Annotated in this window: 17 protein-coding genes, 1 tRNA gene and 2 pseudogenes; 8 read left to right on the forward strand and 12 right to left on the reverse strand. The window is 31.4% G+C overall.

Annotated elements, in window-relative coordinates; translation table 11 throughout:
* Positions 1-81: 81 nt before the first annotated feature.
* Both L8V79_RS08245 and L8V79_RS08250 read left to right on the forward strand, forming a co-directional pair.
* A pseudogene (locus L8V79_RS08245) lies at positions 82-714 on the forward strand (hypothetical protein); the annotation flags it as partial.
* A gap of 1,068 nt (positions 715-1,782) precedes the next feature.
* Positions 1,783-2,163 (forward strand): annotated as a pseudogene (locus tag L8V79_RS08250) (methyl-accepting chemotaxis protein); the annotation flags it as partial.
* Positions 2,164-2,186: 23 nt separating this feature from the next.
* On the opposite strand, the gene L8V79_RS05845 reads toward L8V79_RS08250, so the two are convergent.
* Together L8V79_RS05845 and dnaG are read right to left on the reverse strand one after the other, a co-directional pair.
* Positions 2,187-3,170: an MnmA/TRMU family protein gene (locus tag L8V79_RS05845; protein WP_214135261.1), complete on the reverse strand. Its 984-nt coding sequence runs from the start codon at positions 3,168-3,170 to the stop codon at positions 2,187-2,189.
* A 65-nt stretch (positions 3,171-3,235) separates the two neighbouring features.
* Positions 3,236-5,020, reverse strand: coding sequence for a DNA primase (gene dnaG, locus L8V79_RS05850; protein ID WP_263702854.1), 1,785 nt, complete (start codon positions 5,018-5,020; stop codon positions 3,236-3,238).
* 74 nt (positions 5,021-5,094) lie between these two features.
* Here dnaG and L8V79_RS05855 point away from each other — a divergent pair, with 74 nt between their 5' ends.
* The 6 genes from L8V79_RS05855 to L8V79_RS05880 are packed head-to-tail and all read left to right on the forward strand — an operon-like array spanning position 5,095 to position 10,000.
* Entirely contained in the window at positions 5,095-6,057 is a 963-nt protein-coding gene (locus L8V79_RS05855) for a hypothetical protein (RefSeq protein WP_263702856.1), read from the forward strand.
* Positions 6,054-6,494, forward strand: a complete 441-nt coding sequence (gene rnhA, locus L8V79_RS05860; RefSeq protein WP_039668930.1) for a ribonuclease HI — start codon at positions 6,054-6,056, stop codon at positions 6,492-6,494. The genes L8V79_RS05855 and rnhA overlap by 4 nt, the downstream gene beginning before the upstream one ends.
* A complete protein-coding gene (rnc, locus tag L8V79_RS05865; protein ID WP_263702857.1) occupies positions 6,487-7,155 on the forward strand; it encodes a ribonuclease III in 669 nt (222 codons plus the stop codon). Before rnhA ends, rnc begins: the two co-directional genes overlap by 8 nt.
* Positions 7,152-8,240 (forward strand): chorismate synthase, encoded by a 1,089-nt coding sequence (aroC, locus tag L8V79_RS05870; RefSeq protein ID WP_263702858.1) that lies wholly within the window; start codon positions 7,152-7,154, stop codon positions 8,238-8,240. The genes rnc and aroC overlap by 4 nt, the downstream gene beginning before the upstream one ends.
* 54 nt (positions 8,241-8,294) lie before the next feature.
* Positions 8,295-9,338: a Cj0069 family protein gene (locus L8V79_RS05875; RefSeq protein WP_263702859.1), complete on the forward strand. Its 1,044-nt coding sequence runs from the start codon at positions 8,295-8,297 to the stop codon at positions 9,336-9,338.
* A 35-nt stretch (positions 9,339-9,373) separates the two neighbouring features.
* Positions 9,374-10,000 carry a trimeric intracellular cation channel family protein gene (locus L8V79_RS05880; protein ID WP_039629140.1) on the forward strand — a complete coding sequence of 209 codons (627 nt, stop codon included), beginning with the start codon at positions 9,374-9,376 and terminating at the stop codon, positions 9,998-10,000.
* A gap of 195 nt (positions 10,001-10,195) precedes the next feature.
* On the opposite strand, the gene L8V79_RS05885 is transcribed toward L8V79_RS05880, so the two are convergent.
* From L8V79_RS05885 to folE, 10 genes are all read right to left on the reverse strand, one after another.
* Positions 10,196-10,270 (reverse strand) — tRNA-Glu (locus L8V79_RS05885).
* Between the two features lie 53 nt (positions 10,271-10,323).
* Positions 10,324-11,478, reverse strand: a complete 1,155-nt coding sequence (nhaA, locus tag L8V79_RS05890) for a Na+/H+ antiporter NhaA (protein WP_263702860.1) — start codon at positions 11,476-11,478, stop codon at positions 10,324-10,326.
* A complete protein-coding gene (nhaA, locus tag L8V79_RS05895; protein WP_263679575.1) occupies positions 11,475-12,635 on the reverse strand; it encodes a Na+/H+ antiporter NhaA in 1,161 nt (386 codons plus the stop codon). The genes nhaA (L8V79_RS05890) and nhaA (L8V79_RS05895) overlap by 4 nt, the downstream gene beginning before the upstream one ends.
* Before the next feature lie 81 nt (positions 12,636-12,716).
* Positions 12,717-13,688 carry an iron-sulfur cluster assembly scaffold protein gene (locus tag L8V79_RS05900; RefSeq protein ID WP_087685319.1) on the reverse strand — a complete coding sequence of 324 codons (972 nt, stop codon included), beginning with the start codon at positions 13,686-13,688 and terminating at the stop codon, positions 12,717-12,719.
* A gap of 10 nt (positions 13,689-13,698) precedes the next feature.
* Positions 13,699-14,877, reverse strand: coding sequence for a NifS family cysteine desulfurase (locus tag L8V79_RS05905; protein ID WP_115646283.1), 1,179 nt, complete (start codon positions 14,875-14,877; stop codon positions 13,699-13,701).
* 122 nt (positions 14,878-14,999) lie between these two features.
* The gene (locus tag L8V79_RS05910) at positions 15,000-16,145 is read right to left on the reverse strand and encodes a hypothetical protein (protein ID WP_263683141.1); all 1,146 of its coding nucleotides are present in this window, start codon (positions 16,143-16,145) and stop codon (positions 15,000-15,002) included.
* 77 nt (positions 16,146-16,222) lie between these two features.
* Complete coding sequence (locus tag L8V79_RS05915; protein ID WP_039619394.1) at positions 16,223-16,402, reverse strand: putative motility protein; 180 nt, start codon at positions 16,400-16,402, stop codon at positions 16,223-16,225.
* 53 nt (positions 16,403-16,455) lie between these two features.
* Positions 16,456-16,944, reverse strand: coding sequence for a hypothetical protein (locus tag L8V79_RS05920; protein WP_263664075.1), 489 nt, complete (start codon positions 16,942-16,944; stop codon positions 16,456-16,458).
* Positions 16,945-16,997: 53 nt separating this feature from the next.
* Entirely contained in the window at positions 16,998-18,308 is a 1,311-nt protein-coding gene (fliI, locus tag L8V79_RS05925) for a flagellar protein export ATPase FliI (protein WP_263702863.1), read from the reverse strand.
* Positions 18,308-18,880 carry a GTP cyclohydrolase I FolE gene (gene folE / locus L8V79_RS05930; RefSeq protein WP_012662169.1) on the reverse strand — a complete coding sequence of 191 codons (573 nt, stop codon included), beginning with the start codon at positions 18,878-18,880 and terminating at the stop codon, positions 18,308-18,310. The genes fliI and folE overlap by 1 nt, the downstream gene beginning before the upstream one ends.
* Between the last annotated feature and the right edge of the window lie 10 nt (positions 18,881-18,890).

Consider the following 18,890-nt stretch of genomic DNA (forward strand, 5'->3'; position numbering starts at 1 on the left):
AAAATAATTTTTTATATTTTTTTAATAAAAATTATTTATAATAACAAGAATATTTTACCACTTAATATCTAAGGAGAGAAAATGCGAAATTGGAGTCTTGGTGCAAAAATTGTCTTCGTGGCAATTATTACTGTTATTTTAATTTTGAGTGCTTTGTCTTTGCTTATTATTAACAGATCTACTGCTATTTTAAATACGCAGATAGAAAATACACTTACAGCTTCTGTACATCGCTATGGAAATCAAGCTGAAGCAAGTATCAAGTCTTTATTTGTAAGTGCTATTGGTACTCAAAGAACATTAAACAATCTTATTTCAGAAGGTGCTATAAACCCAAAAAGGATAGAAAATATTCTAGGGGAGGCTATTGATGCAAACCGTGATGTGGCTTATGGTTATTATTATTTGCAAGATGGTTCTGTATATAAAAATTTAGGTGTTGATACAAAATACTTTACAAATAATAATGAATTTATGATTTTGATGAAAGATAATGACGCAAATAATGCTGGCGGTATGCAAACTATAGCAGCGAGTGAAGAAATAGCTTCAACACAAGCTATTAAAAATTTAATGGGTGGTGATAAACTTTATTTTGGTGAACCAAGATGGTATAACATCCAAGGTAATAAATTTTTAGGACTTAATGTAGCTGCACCTATCGTAAATAAAGAAGGTAAGGCAATAGGTGTTGTTGGCATGCTTTATGATCTTAAACCTATTGCAGATTTTTTAAATGATCCATCAAGATCAATTTATCAAGGAGCAAGAAGGATTTTAATAGCAAGCAATGGTGTAATAGCTACACATCCAAATGCAGATTTTGTTACGAAGAAAATTACGGATGTTAATAAAAATGCAACTCATGTGATAGAAGCTCAAAAAACTATCCACGCAGGAGCTATTGATTATATAGCAGATGATGGTAGTGAATACCATGGAGCTATAAGGGTGTTTGAAGTGTGGCCAAATACTGGAATTCATTGGGCTATGTTGGCTGTTGTGCCTAATGAATCTGTGTATGCACCAATCGTAGATCTTAGAAATATCATCTTGGTAAGTTCTGTTATAGCGGTTATTTTTATTGTGATTGCAATCAGTATTTCTGTGAAAAGAATCGTTTCTGTTAGAGTACAAAGACTTCAAAGTCATTTAATGAAATTTTTTAAATACCTAAATCATGAGGTTGCAACAGTAGAAGTTTTAAAACCTAGATATAATGATGAAATAGGCAAAATGGCTGGTGTGATTAATGATAATGTCCAGTATATTCAAACTTGCTTAGAAAAAGATGACATTACTGTGCAAAATATTTTAGAAGTTTCTTGTGAAATAGAAAAAGGATATTTCACTCAAAGAATAGAGGCAAATCCTGTAAATCCAAAACTTGTAGAATTAAAAGAAGTATTAAACAAAATGCTTGAGGATATGGAATTAAAAATAGGTAGGGATTTAAATGAAATAGAAAGAGTTTTTGCAAGTTTTAAAAATCTTGATTTTTCCGATAAGCTTGAAAATGCAGAAGGTGAGATAGAAAAATCACTTAATGCAGTAGGCGCAGAGATTAGAAAAATGCTTCAAGCTTCATTAAGTCAAGGTGAAATGCTTCAAACTAAAGCTGATGCTTTAAAAGAGAGTGTTTTAAAACTTAATGATGGTGCGCAAAAACAAGCCGATTCTTTACAAGAAAGTGCCGCTGCAGTTGAAGAGATGAGCGCTTCTATGAATGCAGTAGCGGCAAGAACTGAAGAGGTTATTAAGCAAAGTAGTGATATTAAAGATGTAACCGATGTTATTAGAGATATTGCAGATCAAATTAACCTACTTGCATTAAATGCAGCTATTGAAGCTGCACGTGCTGGTGAACATGGACGTGGCTTTGCTGTTGTTGCTGATGAAGTTAGAAATCTAGCAGAAAGAACTCAAAAGTCTTTAGGTGAGATTGAAGCTAATACTAATATCTTAGTTCAATCTATTAATGAAATGGGTGAGAGTATTAAAGAGCAAGCTTTAGGAATTTCGCAAATTAATCAATCTGTTTCAGTAATTGATGGTTTAACTAAAGAAAACTCACAAATTGCTCATGCGACTAATTCTGTAGCTAATGAAGTTGATTCTATGTCAGCTGATATTGTAGCAGAGGTTAGAAGAAAGAAATTCTAAAAAACTACCCTTTAAAGGGTAGTTTAATTTATAAAATATTCTTGAATTTTATTTTTATCTTCAAAAGCCATACTTTGGAAAATTTTATCTTTAAAGCCTATTTTGTATTTTGTATTATTTTGAGTTTTAGCATAAGTTAGTGCTATGCTTAGAGCAAGTTCAAGATCTTGTGGATTGATGTTTTCATCCACCAAAGAATAAGCACCTATTAAATCAAAAAGTTTTAATTCTTCGTATTTTTGAGTTTTTAATTCTTTTAAAAATTGATTTTCTAACTCATTTCTACCTACTATCATTTTAGAGCCATTTGGAAGTCTTAAGTGGCGTCCGTATTTTAAAAGTTGAGCATCATTAACTTGCATATTTTTATCAAATTTAATGAAATCTTTGATTTTATTAGAAAAGCTCTCAAGTGTAAGCAAACATCCACCGCCTGGACTTTCAAAATCTTCAAAACCAAATTTGGCAGCTAGTTCAAGTTGTCTTTTTCTGCTTCTTCCACTTATGTTTTCTAACTTTTCTCTATCAACCCAACCCTCACGCTCAGGTTTGGTTAAAGGTAAATTTTTAGCACACATTGGACGCAAGATTAAATCTTCTTCATCAAGTGCTAGTTTTTTAACCTTGGCCATAGCATCATTTCTTTGGCTCATTGGGCGTTGACCAACTACTTCTCCTGTGATGATAAAACTTGCATTTTCATCTTTTAACATTGAAAGAGCAGTTTTAAACATAAAAGCATGACAATCTATACAAGGATTAAAATGCTTTCCATATCCATATTGAGGGTTAAATAAAACTTCTTGCAAATATGCATTTCTTACATCTATCATTTCAAAACTAGCCCCTGCCATAGCAGCGCGTTTTGCCATGAGTTCGCTTTTATCGCTTGTGCCACCAAAGCCTATATTAATATTTAAAGCTTTTACTTCTATACCTTGAGAGCTTATGAGTTTTATAGCAAGCATAGAATCAAGCCCGCCGCTAAAAAGTGCTAATGCTTTCATTTTTTCCTTTCGAAATTTTTGGCATATTGTAATGAATATTTTTTAATTTTTATGCAAGTTTTTATTTAAAAAACTTCTTCTTCAAAGTTATAATGAATTGCTTTTTTATCTTTGATGTTTTTTTGTAGTCTATTTAAAAATAATTCCAAACTTTCCTCATCATCTAAAAAATGCACGCTTTTTAAAACTTCTATCAAATGGTTTAAAAAAACTTCATCATTTTGATAGCTTTTTTTGATTTTTTCTAAATTTTGATTGAGTAAATTATAAATTTGTTTTTTAAAGGCTTGTTTTAAATTTAAACTTTTTAATTTATTAAAATATGCAAGGTTGATCTTACAAATAGCATATAAAAATTCTTCTAAATTGCTTAAATTTTTGATATTTTCAAATTCATAAAGCTCTCTTATACTAGGATCTTCAAAGTTTTTTTGCTCTAAAATAGCTTTAGTAATATCTTGGTGTAAAAAATATTCTTTTGTGCTTAAAAGCTTAAAAAGCCCTATGGTTTCATTATTTTCATATAAAAATTTCAAAAGCTCTAACTCGCTTATATTGTTGATTTTACTTTGTTTTATAGGATTAATGAAGCTTATTTTTCTTGTATTTTTAGAAAGTTTAATATCATTAATATTTACACCCAAAAGATTTGCTACTAAAGTAGTGTAGGAATTTGCTATTAAAGGCTCAAGGTTAAAAGTGTATTTTTGTACCTCTTCTAAAGCCTTTTGTTTGCTAAGTGCTGAGTTTAAATCACAACTTGCAATCAAGCTTCTTATATAAAATTCTCCAAGTTCTATACCTTTTTCTAAAATATTAAAAAGTAATTTTTCTTGATGGCTTGCTACAAGTTCAGCCGGATCTTTTCCACCTTCTATCAAGACTACTTTTCCATCAATTTTTGCTAAACTTAGCAAATGTGCTGAACGCACAGCTGCATTAAGTCCTGCATTATCATTGTCAAAACACAAAATTACTCTTGCTTCAAATCGTTTGATTAAAGGTATATGATGTTCTCCTAAAGCAGTTCCCAAAACCGCCACAGCATTTTTAAATCCTGCTTTATGAAAGGCTATAGCATCCATATAGCCCTCACAAATTATCATTTCTTTTTGTTTATAAATGGCATCTTTTGCTAAATTGAGTGCATAAAAAACGCGTGATTTATCAAAAAGTTTGCTTTGGGGAGAATTAACATATTTTGCCATATTTGTTTCATCTAAAGTTCTACCACCAAAGCCTATAAGCAAATTTTTATGATCATAAATACTAAAAGTAATGCGGTTGATAAAACTTGCATAAGCGCCATTTTCATTTTGTTTTATCGCACCTACCTCTAAAGCTTCTTCTTGAGTGATTTGCTCATTTTGTAAAAGTCTTAGTGTTTCATTAGAACTTGGCGCAAAGCCTAGTTCAAAGGTTCTAATATCCTCATCATTTAAGCCTCTTTTATAAAGATAAGCTAAAGCTTCTTTGTTTTTAGCTAGGTTTTGTTTATAAAAAGCATTAAGAGTAGGCAAGATATGAATGATGGATTTTTTATTATCTTGTTTTTGCGAGGTATAAGTAAGTGAAAAATTACTCCATGAAGCAACTTTTTCCACAGCTTCAACAAAGTTTAATTTCTCATAATCCATTACAAATTTAAAAACATTACCCCCAGCCTTGCATGCAAAACAATGATAAAATCCTTTAATAGAATTAATATGCATACTAGGATTTTTATCATCATGAAAAGGACAAACGCAAACATAGTTTGAGCCTTGTTTTTTTACTTCAACATAATGAGCTATGATATCAACAATATCTGTTTTTTGTAAAAGTTGTTCTATACTTGCTTGTTCTATCATCTTTAAACCTTAAAGAAAATTATATAAGCATTTAGCTATAATTGTTATAAATTTGAAAATTAAGTTGTAAGGTTATGGATTTTTTCTTTGTAGAATACCGCGATCCTTTATTTGGTCTTATTGTTTTAACTGCTTTGGTTTTTATCATAGCTAGCTCACATTATATATGGCGTATTTTTGCAAGTAAAGACCAAAAAAGCAAACTTGATCGTTTTGTAAAAAAATTTGAAATTAATTCCACACACCAACAAATTTTAAAAAATGCCAATTTAAGCATAGAAAATTTAAATTTCTTAGCTCAAATTTTTACCAAAAGTGGTGAATTTGAAAAAGCTGTGGGGATTTATCTCATAGCTTTGCAAAAAGCAAATGAAGCAAGCCAAAAAGAATTTATCTTTTTTTCACTAGCACAAGTTTATCTAAAAGCAGGATTTTTAGAGCGTAGTGTAGAAGCTTTGTTAAATGCCTTAAAAATTAAAGCACGCAATAAAGAAAGCTTAAAACTTTTAAAAATTGTTTATTTAAAACTCAAAGATTATGACAAGGTTTTAGATGTTTTAGAGTGTTTGTTTGAGCTAGGAGAAAATATATATGCAGAAAAAGCCTTGATAAAAGCTTTAAAAATTCAAGCAAGTTCTAAAGAGCAAGAACAAAAACTAAAAGAAATTTTAGCTTTGAGTAAGGATAATGAGTATATTTTAAGACTTTGCTTTTTGCATTATAAAGATAAACTTACTCAAATGCCTCAATTTGAAAATGTCATTGATTTGCTTAATGAATGCAAAAGTCCGCTTAATCTTGAAGATGAAAAATACCATGAGTTTTTTTATGCAAAAAAATTAATCACAAAAGCTATTCCTATCAAAAATCATAAACTAAAAATTTTAAAAATTTTAAACGATAATAAGCTAAGTGCAAATCTTAGCTTTACTTATGTGTGTAATAATTGTAAAAATCAAAGTCCTTTGTTTTTTTATCATTGTCCATTTTGTTATGAATTTGGAAAATGCGAGATTTATTATGAGGTAAAAGCTTGAAAAATATTGAAATTTATACAGACGGCTCGTGTTTAAACAACCCTGGCTTTGGAGGGTGGGCTTATGTTTTAACTTATAAAAATCATCAAAAAGAACAAAGTGGGGCGTGTGAGAATACAACAAACAACCGCATGGAATTAATGGCTATTATAGAGGCTTTAAAAGCTTTAAAAGAACCATGTGAGGTAAAGTTATACACAGATTCAAATTTAATGGTACAAAGTATTAATGAATGGCTTGAAGGTTGGGTAAAAAAAGATTTTAAGGGTAAAAAAAATATTGATCTTTGGAAAGAGTATTTAAATGTAGCTAAAGATCATAAAATAACTGCTTTTTGGATCAAAGCGCACAATGGCCATGAATTAAATGAGCGTTGTGATGAGCTAGCAAGAAATGCAGCCTTAAAGCTCCAAGAAGAAAGGTCAATAAATGCTTAAAAAACTCCAAGAAAGATTAAATTATCATTTTAAAAATGAGCAATTACTCATCGAAGCTTTGACGCATAAAAGTTACAAAAAGCCTTATAATAACGAAAGATTAGAGTTTTTAGGCGATGCTGTGATGGATTTAGTAGTAGGGGAGTTTTTGTTTTTTAAATTTCAAAAAGACTCAGAAGGAAATCTTTCTAAACTTAGAGCGGCTTTGGTGAATGAAAAATCTTTTGCAACTTTAGCGCAAAAACTTGATCTTGGAGCATGTGTTTTTATGTCTATTGCAGAAGAAAATAACGATGGACGCAATAAACCTTCCATACTTTCTGATGCTTTTGAAGCACTAATGGGGGCTTTGTATTTAGAAATAGGTTTTGAAAAAACTAAAAATATAGCATTAAATTTGCTTAATGAAGTTTATCCGCATATTGATACACAAAGTTTGTTTAAAGACTATAAAACAAGACTTCAAGAAATTACGCAGGCAAATATGGCAGGCACACCTGAGTATATTGTAGTAAAGGCTTTTGGGCCTGATCATAAAAAGCAATTTGAAATCGCAGTAAAAATTCAAGGTATAGAAGTAGCAAGATCTATAGCAGGTAGTAAAAAAGAAGCCCAACAACAATGTGCTAAAATCGCACTTGAGAAATTAGGAAAACTATGAATAGCTTTGGAGTAAGATTTAAATTTACAAGCTTTGGCGAATCTCATGGTCAAGCTATAGGTTGTGTGATAGATGGTATGCCAGCAGGGGTGAAGTTTGATTTTGATTTTTTACAAGAAATGCTAGATAAAAGAAAGCCAGGTCAAAATAAATTTAGCACTCCTAGAAAAGAAGAAGATAAAGCTCAAGTTTTAAGTGGGGTTTTTGAGGGTTATACAACAGGAACTCCTATAAGTGTTTTGGTGTATAATGAAAATACACGCTCAAAAGATTATGAAAAAGATGTATTTCGTCCTGCACATGCTGATTTTACTTATTATCATAAATATGGCATTAGAGATTATAGAGGCGGTGGAAGAGCTAGTGCTAGAGAAAGTGTAGCAAGAGCAGTAGCAGGTGCTGTGGCACAAATGCTTTTAAAAGAATTTGATATAGAGATAATGAGCGGGGTTTTTGGAATAGGAAATATTGATAGCAAACTTAGTAATGATGAGTTTGATTTTGATTATGCTAAAAATAGTGAAGTTTATGCTTTAGATAAAAATTTAGAGCAAAGTTTTAAAGATGAAATTTTAAAAGCTAAAAAGGCAAAAAACAGCATAGGTGCTAGAGTTTTTACTAGAGTGAAAAACCCTATCAAAGGCTTAGGCGAGCCTTTGTATGATAAGCTTGATTCTAAACTTGCTCATGCAATTATGGGAGTAAATGCGGTTAAGGCTATAGAAATAGGAAGTGGTTTTCAAAGTAGTTATATATATGGAAGTCAAAATAATGATGAACTAAAAGATGGGGTGTTTTTAAGCAATCATAGCGGTGGGATCTTAGGCGGAATTTCTAATGGGGACTTTATCGATATAAAAACATATTTTAAGCCAACTCCTTCTATATTTTTACCCCAACAAACGCAAAATACTCAAGGAGAAAATGTTATACATGAGTTAAAAGGCAGACATGATCCTTGTGTGGGTATAAGAGGCAGTGTTGTGGTAAATGCTATGGTAGCAATTTGCATGGCTGATGCTTTGCTTTTAAATGCAAGCTCAAATTTGCAAAATTTACAACGAGTTTATGGAAAAAACAAATAAAAATTTAATACTTATTTAGATATGATGATAAAATATCTTTAAAAAGGGAGAAATATGAAAAAAAATATTGTGTTTTTTGAAGTTAGAGGTGGTAGCGATAAAGGTGAAGATGGCCATAGAAAAGATACTATGCCTATGGTAAATGCCTTAAAAGAACAAGGTTGGAATGCTGAGGTTATCTTTTTTGAAGTTGAAAAGAAAGATGAAATTTATGAATATGTAAAAAACAATGCCGATGCTTATGTTTCTAGAATTAATCCTGGAAATTTAAAAGAAGAAAACGAGTATTTTGATATGCTTAGAAAACTTTGTGCAAATGGTGTTATAGGTATGCCTCATCCTGATGCGATGATAGGATATGGCGCTAAAGATGCGCTTACCAAGCTTAATAAAACGGCTTTAGTACCTGAAGATACTTATGCGTATTATGATATCAAAACTTTTAAAGAAAGTTTTCCAAAAACTTTAGCAAAGGGTGAGAGGGTTTTAAAACAAAATCGTGGTTCAACGGGTGAGGGAATTTGGCGTGTGAGATTGATAGATGAGCTACCAGCGGGGACGACAAGTGTGCCATTAAATGCAAAAATCAAATGCACAGAAGCAAAAGATAATCACACAGAAGAAAGAGAGCTTGGTGAGTTTATGGATTTTTGTGAGCAATACATTATAGGTGATAATGGTATGCTTGTAGATATGACTTTCTTACCGCGTATTAAAGAAGGTGAAATTAGAATTTTAATGCTTTATCATACTCCAATTTATGTTGTGCATAAAAAGCCTGCAGAAGGTGCTGATGCATTCTCTGCAACACTTTTTTCAGGTGCAAAATATAGATATGATGAGCCAAAAGATTGGCAAGGATTGGTTGATTGGTTTTTAGCAACCTTACCTGAAATTCGTTCAAAACTTGGAAATTATGATATTCCTTTGATTTGGACCGCTGATTTTATCTTAGATACAGATGAAAATGGTAAAGATAAATATGTTTTAGGTGAGATTAACTGCTCTTGTGTAGGATTTACCTCTCCTGCTGAATTTGTTGATCCTATTGCTAAAAAAGTAGCTCAAAATATCATTGATATCGTAAGTAAAAATTAACCCTTGTTTTAACAAGGGTTTTTTGAAAACTCATTATGCTTTTAACTATACTTTATATTATCGGAATTACTGTTGATGCAATGACAGGAGCTATTGCTGCGGGAAGACATAAAATGGATCTTTTTGGAGTGATATTTATAGCTTTGGTAACAGCTATTGGCGGAGGTTCTATTAGAGATATTTTGCTTGATCATCATCCGCTAACTTGGATTAAAACTCCTGAGTATGTGATTTTAATTTGTGTTGCAGCTATGATTACAACAAAAATTGCCAAATATGTTATAAGGCTTGAAAAACTTTTTTTGATTTTAGATGCTATAGGTTTGGTTGTTTTTAGTGTTTTAGGTGCACAAATTGCAATACAAATGGGGTATGGTTTTATAGTGGCTGTGAGTTCAGCTGTAATTACTGGTGTATTTGGTGGGATATTAAGAGATATATTGTGTGCTAGGATACCACTTGTATTTCAAAAAGAAATTTATGCGGGTGTTGCTATATTAACAGGGGCTTTGTATTATATATTGTATATTTTGGGCGTAGATGAGTTATGGGTAATTCTTGCTTCATTGATTGTAGGAACCATAGCAAGACTTTTGGCGATATATTATGGTTTAAGTTTGCCTATATTTTCTTTTAAAGATGGAGAAAATAAAGAAAGTTAAAATTCTATCTTATAAATTCTTAAAGGATAAGCCTTATTATCCATAGTATTTTCATAAAATCTTACAAGCTTGTTAGTAGGTAAATTTATTTATATTTTTTACTTTTAGAATATTTATTTGATGTATTGGTTGTAAATTAAGCTTAGTTATGGAAAATTGCTATTTTTGATATTTTTGTAATTAGAATTTAAAAAGTGGTGACCCATACGAGACTCGAACTCGTGTTACCGCCGTGAAAGGGCGATGTCCTAACCGCTAGACGAATGGGCCAAATATTAAATAAGAAATGAAATTATATCTTATTTAATTTAAAAAAAACTTAATTATTTTACAAAGCGCAGATAAAAATAGCCAAATACACCTGAAGCTAAGGAAGCTAGTAAAATAGCAAAATTATCCACAAAATTAAATATATCACTTACTTCATAGGCAAGGGCGTCTATAAAAAAGCTCATGGTAAAACCTATACCTGTGAGTATGCAAACTCCATAGAGTTGTTTAAGATTTGCATCTTTTGGCAGTTTTGCAAGTTTAAATTTAATTGCCATATAAGCAAAGCCAAATACACCTAGTTGTTTTCCAACAAACAAGCCTAAGAAAATCCCTATACTTACACCGCTAAATAGCATATGTACTTCAATTTTTGAAAGATCAACCCCTGCATTGGCAAAAGCAAAAAGTGGTAGTATTATAAAAGCTATCCAAAATTTTAAACCATGCTCGATTTCTTCTAATAAAGCATGGTTGTTTTTTGTATATACAGGTATAAATAAAGCTGTGATGATGCCTGCTAAAGTTGCATGCACTCCACTTTTTAATACACTAAGCCAAAGTAATGCTCCAAGTATATAATAAAATGATTTTCTTTCATTACCTAAGCGATTAAGTAAAAATAGACCTACAATGCAGCAAAAGGCAACAAAAAAGGCTAAAGTTGAAAGCTCTCCTGTATAAAAAATCGCAATGATTAAAATAGCTCCTACATCATCAAAAATCGCTAAAGACACTAAGAATATTTTTAAAGAACTTGGTATGCGTTGTTTTAGCATTGCGAGTATAACTAGGGCAAATGCAGTATCAGTTGCAGTAGGTATAGCCCAACCTTTTAAAACATAAGCATCGTTAAAATTGATAGCACAAAATATCAAAGCAGGCACAACTATACCGCCTATAGCAGCCATTAAGGGTAGGGTAATATTACTAAGAGTTTTAAACTCTCCTTGAACAAATTCTTTTTTTAATTCAAGTCCTATGGCAAAGAAAAAGATTGCAATAAGACCATCATTAATCCACAATAAAGAAGGCTTAAAAAGTTCCCAAGCACCTACTTTTACACCTATTTCTACACTTAAAAAATCCATATAGTGTTGTCCATAAGGACTATTTTTAAGTAGCAAGGCAAAGATCGTTGCTAATAAAAGCAACAATCCTCCTAAAATTTCAAGTGATAAAAAGTTTTGGAAACTTCTTAATTTCATTTTTTAAAACTATAAATAAGTTTTAAGTAAACATATCCAACTATAGCGCTTAATAATGAAGCTACTAAAATTGCAAGTTTGTCTGAATATGCAAAAATATCACTATTTTGATAAGCTAGGCCATCTATAAAAAAGCTCATAGTAAAACCTATACCTGTGAGTATACAAACCCCGTAAAGTTGTTTGAAATTAACATTTTGTGGAAGTTTTGCTAGTCCTAGTTTTATACTAATATATGAAAATAAAAATACTCCAATTTGTTTTCCCAAAAATAATCCTAAAATAATACCTAAGCTAACCGAAGAAAACATAAAGCTTGGATCCATATCTTTTAAATCAACTCCCGCATTTGCAAAAGCAAAAATAGGCAAGATGAAATAACTCACCCAAGGTGCTAAGTCGTGTTCTATTTCTTTTAAAAAAGACTCACCACTTTTTGTTTGAAGTGGTATAAATAAAGCAGTAATCACACCTGCCAAAGTTGCATGCACCCCACTTTTTAACATGCTTATCCAAAATACTATAGCTATGATGATATAAAAAGATTTTTTGGTAACATGGAAGTGATTTAGCAAATAAAGCGCTAGAATACACACCAAAGCAGCAATCATAGCAAAAACTGAAAGTTCGCTTGTATAAAATAAAGCAATTACAATAATCGCGCCTAAATCATCAAAAATAGCTAAAGAAAGTAAGAATAATTTTAAAGAAGTAGGTACTCTTTTGCCTAAAAGCATTAAAATACCAACCGCAAAAGCTACATCAGTAGCCGTTGGTATAGCCCAACCTTGCAAAGCAAAAGGATCCTTATAGTTAAAAAACGCAAAAATCAAAGCAGGCACTATCATACCGCCAAGTGCAGCAAATACAGGTAAAGACATAGCCTTTATACTATTGAGTTGCCCTCTTGTTACTTCATATTTTAATTCAAGTCCTATGGCAAAGAAAAAGATTGCAATAAGTCCATCATTAATCCATAAAAGTAAAGGTTTGAAAATTTCTAAACTTCCAGCTTGAAAGCCAAAAGGAATATTTAAAAAGTTAGTATATTGATCCGTTAAAGAACTATTTTGTAAAATGAGTGCAAGTACGGTAAAAAATATTAGTAAAACACCAGGAAAAGTTTCACTTTTAACAAAGGTTTGAAGTCTTTGCATAAATAGCCTTTTTAAATTTTTATTAACGTGTTATTTTAACATAAAAAGGCTTGAAATTTAAAGTTTAAGCAGAAAAACTGCTTAAACAGGTATAACGCGTATATTTGGACTAAGTTCTTCTTGTAAGATATTTTCTATAGCATATAAGGTTGCACCACTCCCACTTGAACAGCCGCTACATGCTCCAAGATAACGTATATATATATCTATATTTTTATTGTCACTTTTTTGGATATCAATTACTTCTAAATCTCCACCATCACCATGTAGCATAGGACGCACATCGCTATCTAAAACAGCCTCTACTGCTTTTAGTTGTTTAACCATGGTCATATCATCAAAAGCAATATCTGTTTTACTTTGATCTTTTAGCTTTTCTCTTTCCATTTCAGCCCTAGTTTCAGCTAAAATATCTACAAGATAATAATCTTTTTTCTCATGTCCTCCAGGCTTAACACAAGATTTACAAAAAGCACCTGCTTTGGTAAATTGCGTTATTTCTTCTACTGTATGTAAATCATTTAGTTTAATTACTTCTTTAATGGTTCCAAGGCTTACTCTAGCACACTCACAAACTATGATTTGATCTTCAAAATCCTCAGGATTAACACCTTTATAATGCGCCGCAGCTTGTTTGATAACATCATAAGCCATAACTGAACAGTGCATTTTTTGCGGTGGAACTGCAGGAGTTTCAGGGTTATCTCTCATAGCAAATTCAACATCTAAATTTGTAATTTTTACAGCCTCATCTACAGTTTTACCTATACAAAGATCAACCATAGTATCACTACTTGCTATTGCTGTACCACAGCCAAAGCTTTTAAATTTAGCATCAATGATTTTATCAGTTTTTTCATCCACTAACCAATAAAGCCTAACCGCATCGCCACAGCTTTCAGCTCCAAAATCTGCAACAATAAGTTTTGCATTTGCTTTTTGTGCATCTTCTTGTGTAAATTCGCCCATATGTTGAGGGTTATTCATTCTATCTTGTACTTTTTGAGAATACTCATCCCAAATTGATCCGCCAATTAAATTATTCTTTGCCATTTTTTATCCTTTAAATATTTTCAGGCTTATATGCATAAGTACTTGAGATTGCTCTAAGTCTTTGCGTTGCTTTTTTTATTTGCTCTGCTGCATAATCAATTTCATCTTCTGTGTTAAATCTTGATAAAGAAAGTCTTAGGGCAGTATGAGCTAAATCATTTTCAGCACCAATTGCTTCCATGATAGGATTGCTCTCAAGTGCTTCGCTAGCACAGGCTGAACCAGTGCTTGCTGCTATACCATTTTTGTTTAAATCCCAAAGCATAGCCTCGCCTTCTACACCTTTAATACTTGCTAAGATGGTATTAGGAACCCTTCTTGATCTATCTCCAACTACACTTGTATCAGGCATAGCTAAAATTAAATCTTCTAATTTATCTCTTAATCTTCTAATGTGTGAGTTTTCAAAATCAAGCATAGTATTTGCAATTCTTAAAGCTTCTGCCATTGCTATAATATATGGTACATTTAAAGTTCCGCTTCTTCTACCACCCATATGCTCACCACCATGTAAAAGTGGAGTTAATTCTATATCTTTTTTAATATAAAGTCCACCTACACCTTTTGGACCATGGAATTTATGTGCAGAAAATGAAGCAAAATCAACTCCAGCTTTTGCAAAATTAACCTTGATTTTCCCAACAGCTTGAGTTGCATCAGTATGAAATAATGCTCCATATTCATGAGCAATCTGAGCCATTTCTTCTATAGGAAAAATCATACCAGTTTCATTATTTGCCCACATAATGCTTACTAGGGCAGTTTTATCTGAAATAGCTTCTTTTAAATCTTTTACACTAGAAACACCCTCATGATCAACGCCAAGTTCTATGACTTTTACTCCTAAAGATTTTAAAAACATAGCGCTAGCTGCTACTGCAGGATGTTCTACACTAGAAATAATTACTTCATTTCTATCGCTATTTAAAATTCTATCAAAATACACACCTTTTAATACCCAGTTGATACTCTCTGTGGCACAGGAAGTGATAATGATGTCATCTAAATCGCTTGCCCCAAGTCCTGCATAAAGTTTATCCATAGCTTCTTTTAAAGCAGGGTGAGTTGCACTACCCCATTGATGAAGGCTGTTTGGATTACCATAATGTTCTTTTAAAAAAGGTTTCATAAGCTCATAAGCTTCTGGTGCAAGTTGTGTTGTTGCATTATTATCTAAATATACTTTCAAAATTACACTCCTTTAATTAGGATAATTTTTATCTTTTTTGTTAATATACACTAAAATGTTAAATTTAACATTAAACTAAATGGATTTAACTTGTGTAAAATTTTTTATTATTTTAGCACAAGTTAAGCCATTGCATTTAAATATGAGTGTAAAATTTTATTAATGCTTGCTTGTCTTTTGCGATTTTCTAAAAATTGAGTGTCTAAAAGTTCTTTTTGAGTATTAATTTTTTCAAGATCGATATTAGAATCATTTTGATTAAACTCTTTTTTTAAAGCTTCAAAATCTTTGCTAATTTGCTCACTATAAAGACTATAAATAGAACTTGAATTAGCAAATTCTTGCATGTTGATACTGTGTTGATAGTTAATGTATTGTTGAAAGAAAACTGAAAGTTTATCTTCTGTGGTGTTGTTTTTATCTACTCCATTGATATATAAATATAAATCAAAACTCATTTTTTCTTTATTGCTTTCACTTAGATAATCTTGCATACTCATTTGACCTCTCATGAGTTTTTGAAAATTTACATTAGAAGACATATCTAACTCAATAGGAGTTAAAAAGAAATTAGCCTTTTGATTATTTTGTTCTTTTAAATCATGATAAATATAATTAAGCAATAATCCACTTTTAGAAACTTCGCCTTGTCGGTTTAGATAAGGTCTTATGATAGGATTACTAGCCGTGTTTTCAATGCTCGCATTGAATGCAAAGTCTCCTATTTTGTTATCAAGCATTAAGGTATTTAGATTTTTATTTGCTTCTTTTGCATTTTGTAAACTTTTGGCATTTTCATAAACTTTTAAAATTTTTCCTTCATAAGTATAGCTATAACCTTGATTTAATTCTGAAATTTGTGCTTTACTTAAAAAACTATTATCATTTTTTTGAAATTCATGATTGATGGTTTTTAGTGTATTATGATAAGTGTTTAAAAGTCTTGGTAAGTCTATTTTGTTATAGTTTAAATTTTCATCAAGCTTTATAAGTTGTTTTGAAATTTCTCTTATGCTTTTTATATTAATATCATAATCAAGAGGCAAAGCAGCCGTTTTATTAAGATCTTTTTCAAAAAAACCTTGCTCATTGATTCTAAAACCAAACTCGCTTGCATAGCTTACTTCATAATCTAAATTAGAACCTTTTATATCGAGTAAATCACTTTTAATATTGGTATTTTCTTTTTTTTCTTCCGCGTGTCCAGTCTTTGCAAAAGGATAATTTGCAAAATTCTGATACGGATTGACATTAGAATTTACAAACATAACTCTTCTCTTCAAAAATATTGCTTAGCCTTAAAAAAGCAAAAGCTATGCCAAAATTTTTGAATCGAAGAGAAAAATTAAGCGTAAATGTCAAGCAATCCTGAACTAGTGCTAGGAGTAGTAGTTGGAGCAGGGTTTGCATTTACGCCTTCAAGTACTTGCATTACTGCATTTTCATTGGCTTCTATGGTTTTTTTCATCATAGTAGTTGCAATGTTAAGCATTAAACTTGCTTGGTTGTTAGTAACTTCGCCCATAACATACTCCTTTTGTTTGGATTAGTAGTATTATCGGCAAAGTTTGGTTAATATTAAGCTATATTATAAATTTTTGATAAGTAGTGATTGTGAGTGTTTTCTTTTGCTTCAAGCATATCGATATAGTTTTTAAACTCATCCATATCTTTAAAAAGATTTTTCATGGTAGTGTTAATTTCGCTAGAAAAATTTTGAAGATTGCTTTGTGTTTTTAAATATCTTTCTATTTGATAAATTCTAGCGATTTCTCTTTCATACTCATCTTGAGTTATTCTTTTTGCACTAAATTCTGCATTTAGTATTTTTTTATCATTGATAATAAATGATTTTTTTTGATTGTTGATTTTAAATTCAACGATAAATTCTTCTTTTGAATTAATAATTTTTAAGTATTTTAATTTAGCTTTATTTTCTAATAAAAGATAGCTTATACACTCTAAAAACATATGTGTAAAAATTTCTCTTTCAAAGATATTTTGACAAATATCGGTGTATTTTAAACCCAAGCTTTGTTGATGATCTAAAAAAGCTATATTTGACATGATCCATCCTTTTTTCATGACTTTTTATCATGAAAAAGCAAAAATCATTCCAATTATTGTGTATCAATCATTTTTAGCATATTGATAGTATCTTCAAATTCAAAACTTTCTTCAGGATTTTGACTAAGAAATTGTTGCATAAAGTCTTTTTTAGCGATAGCCTGATCAAGTTCTTTATCAGTGCCTTTTTGATAAGCACCAATTCTAAGTAAAACCTCATTTTCTTTAAGTAAAGAATTTAAACGTTTAAATTTTCTAGCAGCTAGTTTGTGTTCATCACTAATAATATCACCCATAACCCTTGAGGCTGAATTTTGTATATTTATAGGTGGATAAATTCCAAAGTCAGTAAGTTCGCGACTAAGCACTATATGCCCATCAAGTATTGATCTGCTTTGATCAGCTATTGGATCACTCATATCATCTCCATCAACTAACACGGTAAAAAAAGCTGTTATAGTGCCTTTACCTTCTTCTTTTCCTGCGCGCTCCATAAGCTGAGGTAAAAGACTTAAAACGCTTGGTGGATAGCCTTTTGTCGTAGGTGGTTCACCTAGAGCTAGGCCTATTTCTCTTTGAGCCATAGCAAAACGCGTTACACTATCCATGATAAATAATACATCTTTACCTTGTTCTTTAAAATACTCAGCCACACTCATAGCGCAAAATGCTCCGTATTTTCTCATCAGCGCACTATCATCACTTGTTGCAACGATGATGACAGTATCATCAAGTTTACCACCAAGATTTTTTTGTATAAATTCAGGAATTTCTCTACCGCGCTCACCGATTAAAGCTATGACTTTAATGGGAGCTTTGGAATTTTTTACTATCATGCCCATAAGGGTTGATTTGCCAACCCCACTTCCTGCAAAAATCCCAAGCTTTTGTCCTACCCCACAAGTTAAAAGTGCATCTATTGTTTTAACACCTACTGGAAAAACTTCTTCTATCAAACCTCGCTTCATCGCATCAATAGGTGCACGCATAATAGGCATAAATTTACTTGCCTCAATAGGTCCTTTACCATCTTTTGGTCGCATAAAAGGATCAACTACTCTTCCCAAAAGTTCATCACTAACCCCTATTTGCATACCCGCATCGTTAATAAAAGCACGATCACCTATTTTAAAACCTTCCACAAAACCAAAAGGACTCAAATAGCTTAAATTTTCATCTACTTCTACTACCATAGCCATAGCTTCTTTATTCTCATCTTCACTAGAAACTATTTTAATAATATCACCTATGCTAGTTTTTAAACCATTTATTTCTATACTAGTGCTTGAAATTTTAGTAATTTGTCCAAAAACACTAGCAAGATTTTGTGAAGCAATTTTGCTGCGAAGTTTTTCTAAACCCATTAAAACCTAACCTGTTTTGCTGAGTTAATTAAGGTAAAAAATTCTTTTCTTGTTTTTTCACTTTTTAAAAAGCTACCTCTTAATGCTGAAGTGCTAGTAGTAGAATTTGCCTTTTGCACCCCCCTCATTTCAACACACATATGTCTTGCTTCAATAACTACCCCAACGCCTTTTGCACCTACATGTTCCATTAGTGCTTCTGCGATTTGCTCTGTGAGTTGTTCTTGAATTTGTAAGCGTCTTGCAAAAACTTCTACAAGGCGTGGAATTTTACTAAGTCCTACGACTTTTTTATCTGGTATATACGCAACATGCACGCGCCCAAAAAAAGGCAAAAGATGATGTTCACAAAGACTATAAAATTCTATATCTCTTACCAAAACCATTTCATTGTTTGAACTTTCAAATAAAGCATCATTTAGTATTTGTTTTGGATCTTGTTTATAACCGCTATTTAAAAATTCAAAAGCCTTAAAAACTCTAGTAGGAGTTTTTAAAAGTCCTTCTCTTTGTGGATTTTCCCCGATAATTTCTAACATATTTTTTACTGATTGTTCAAATTTTTCTTGCATTTTTTCTCCA

Origin of the sequence: Campylobacter sp. IFREMER_LSEM_CL2194 (genome assembly GCF_025771685.1) — a bacterium.
Lineage (GTDB): Bacteria > Campylobacterota > Campylobacteria > Campylobacterales > Campylobacteraceae > Campylobacter_D.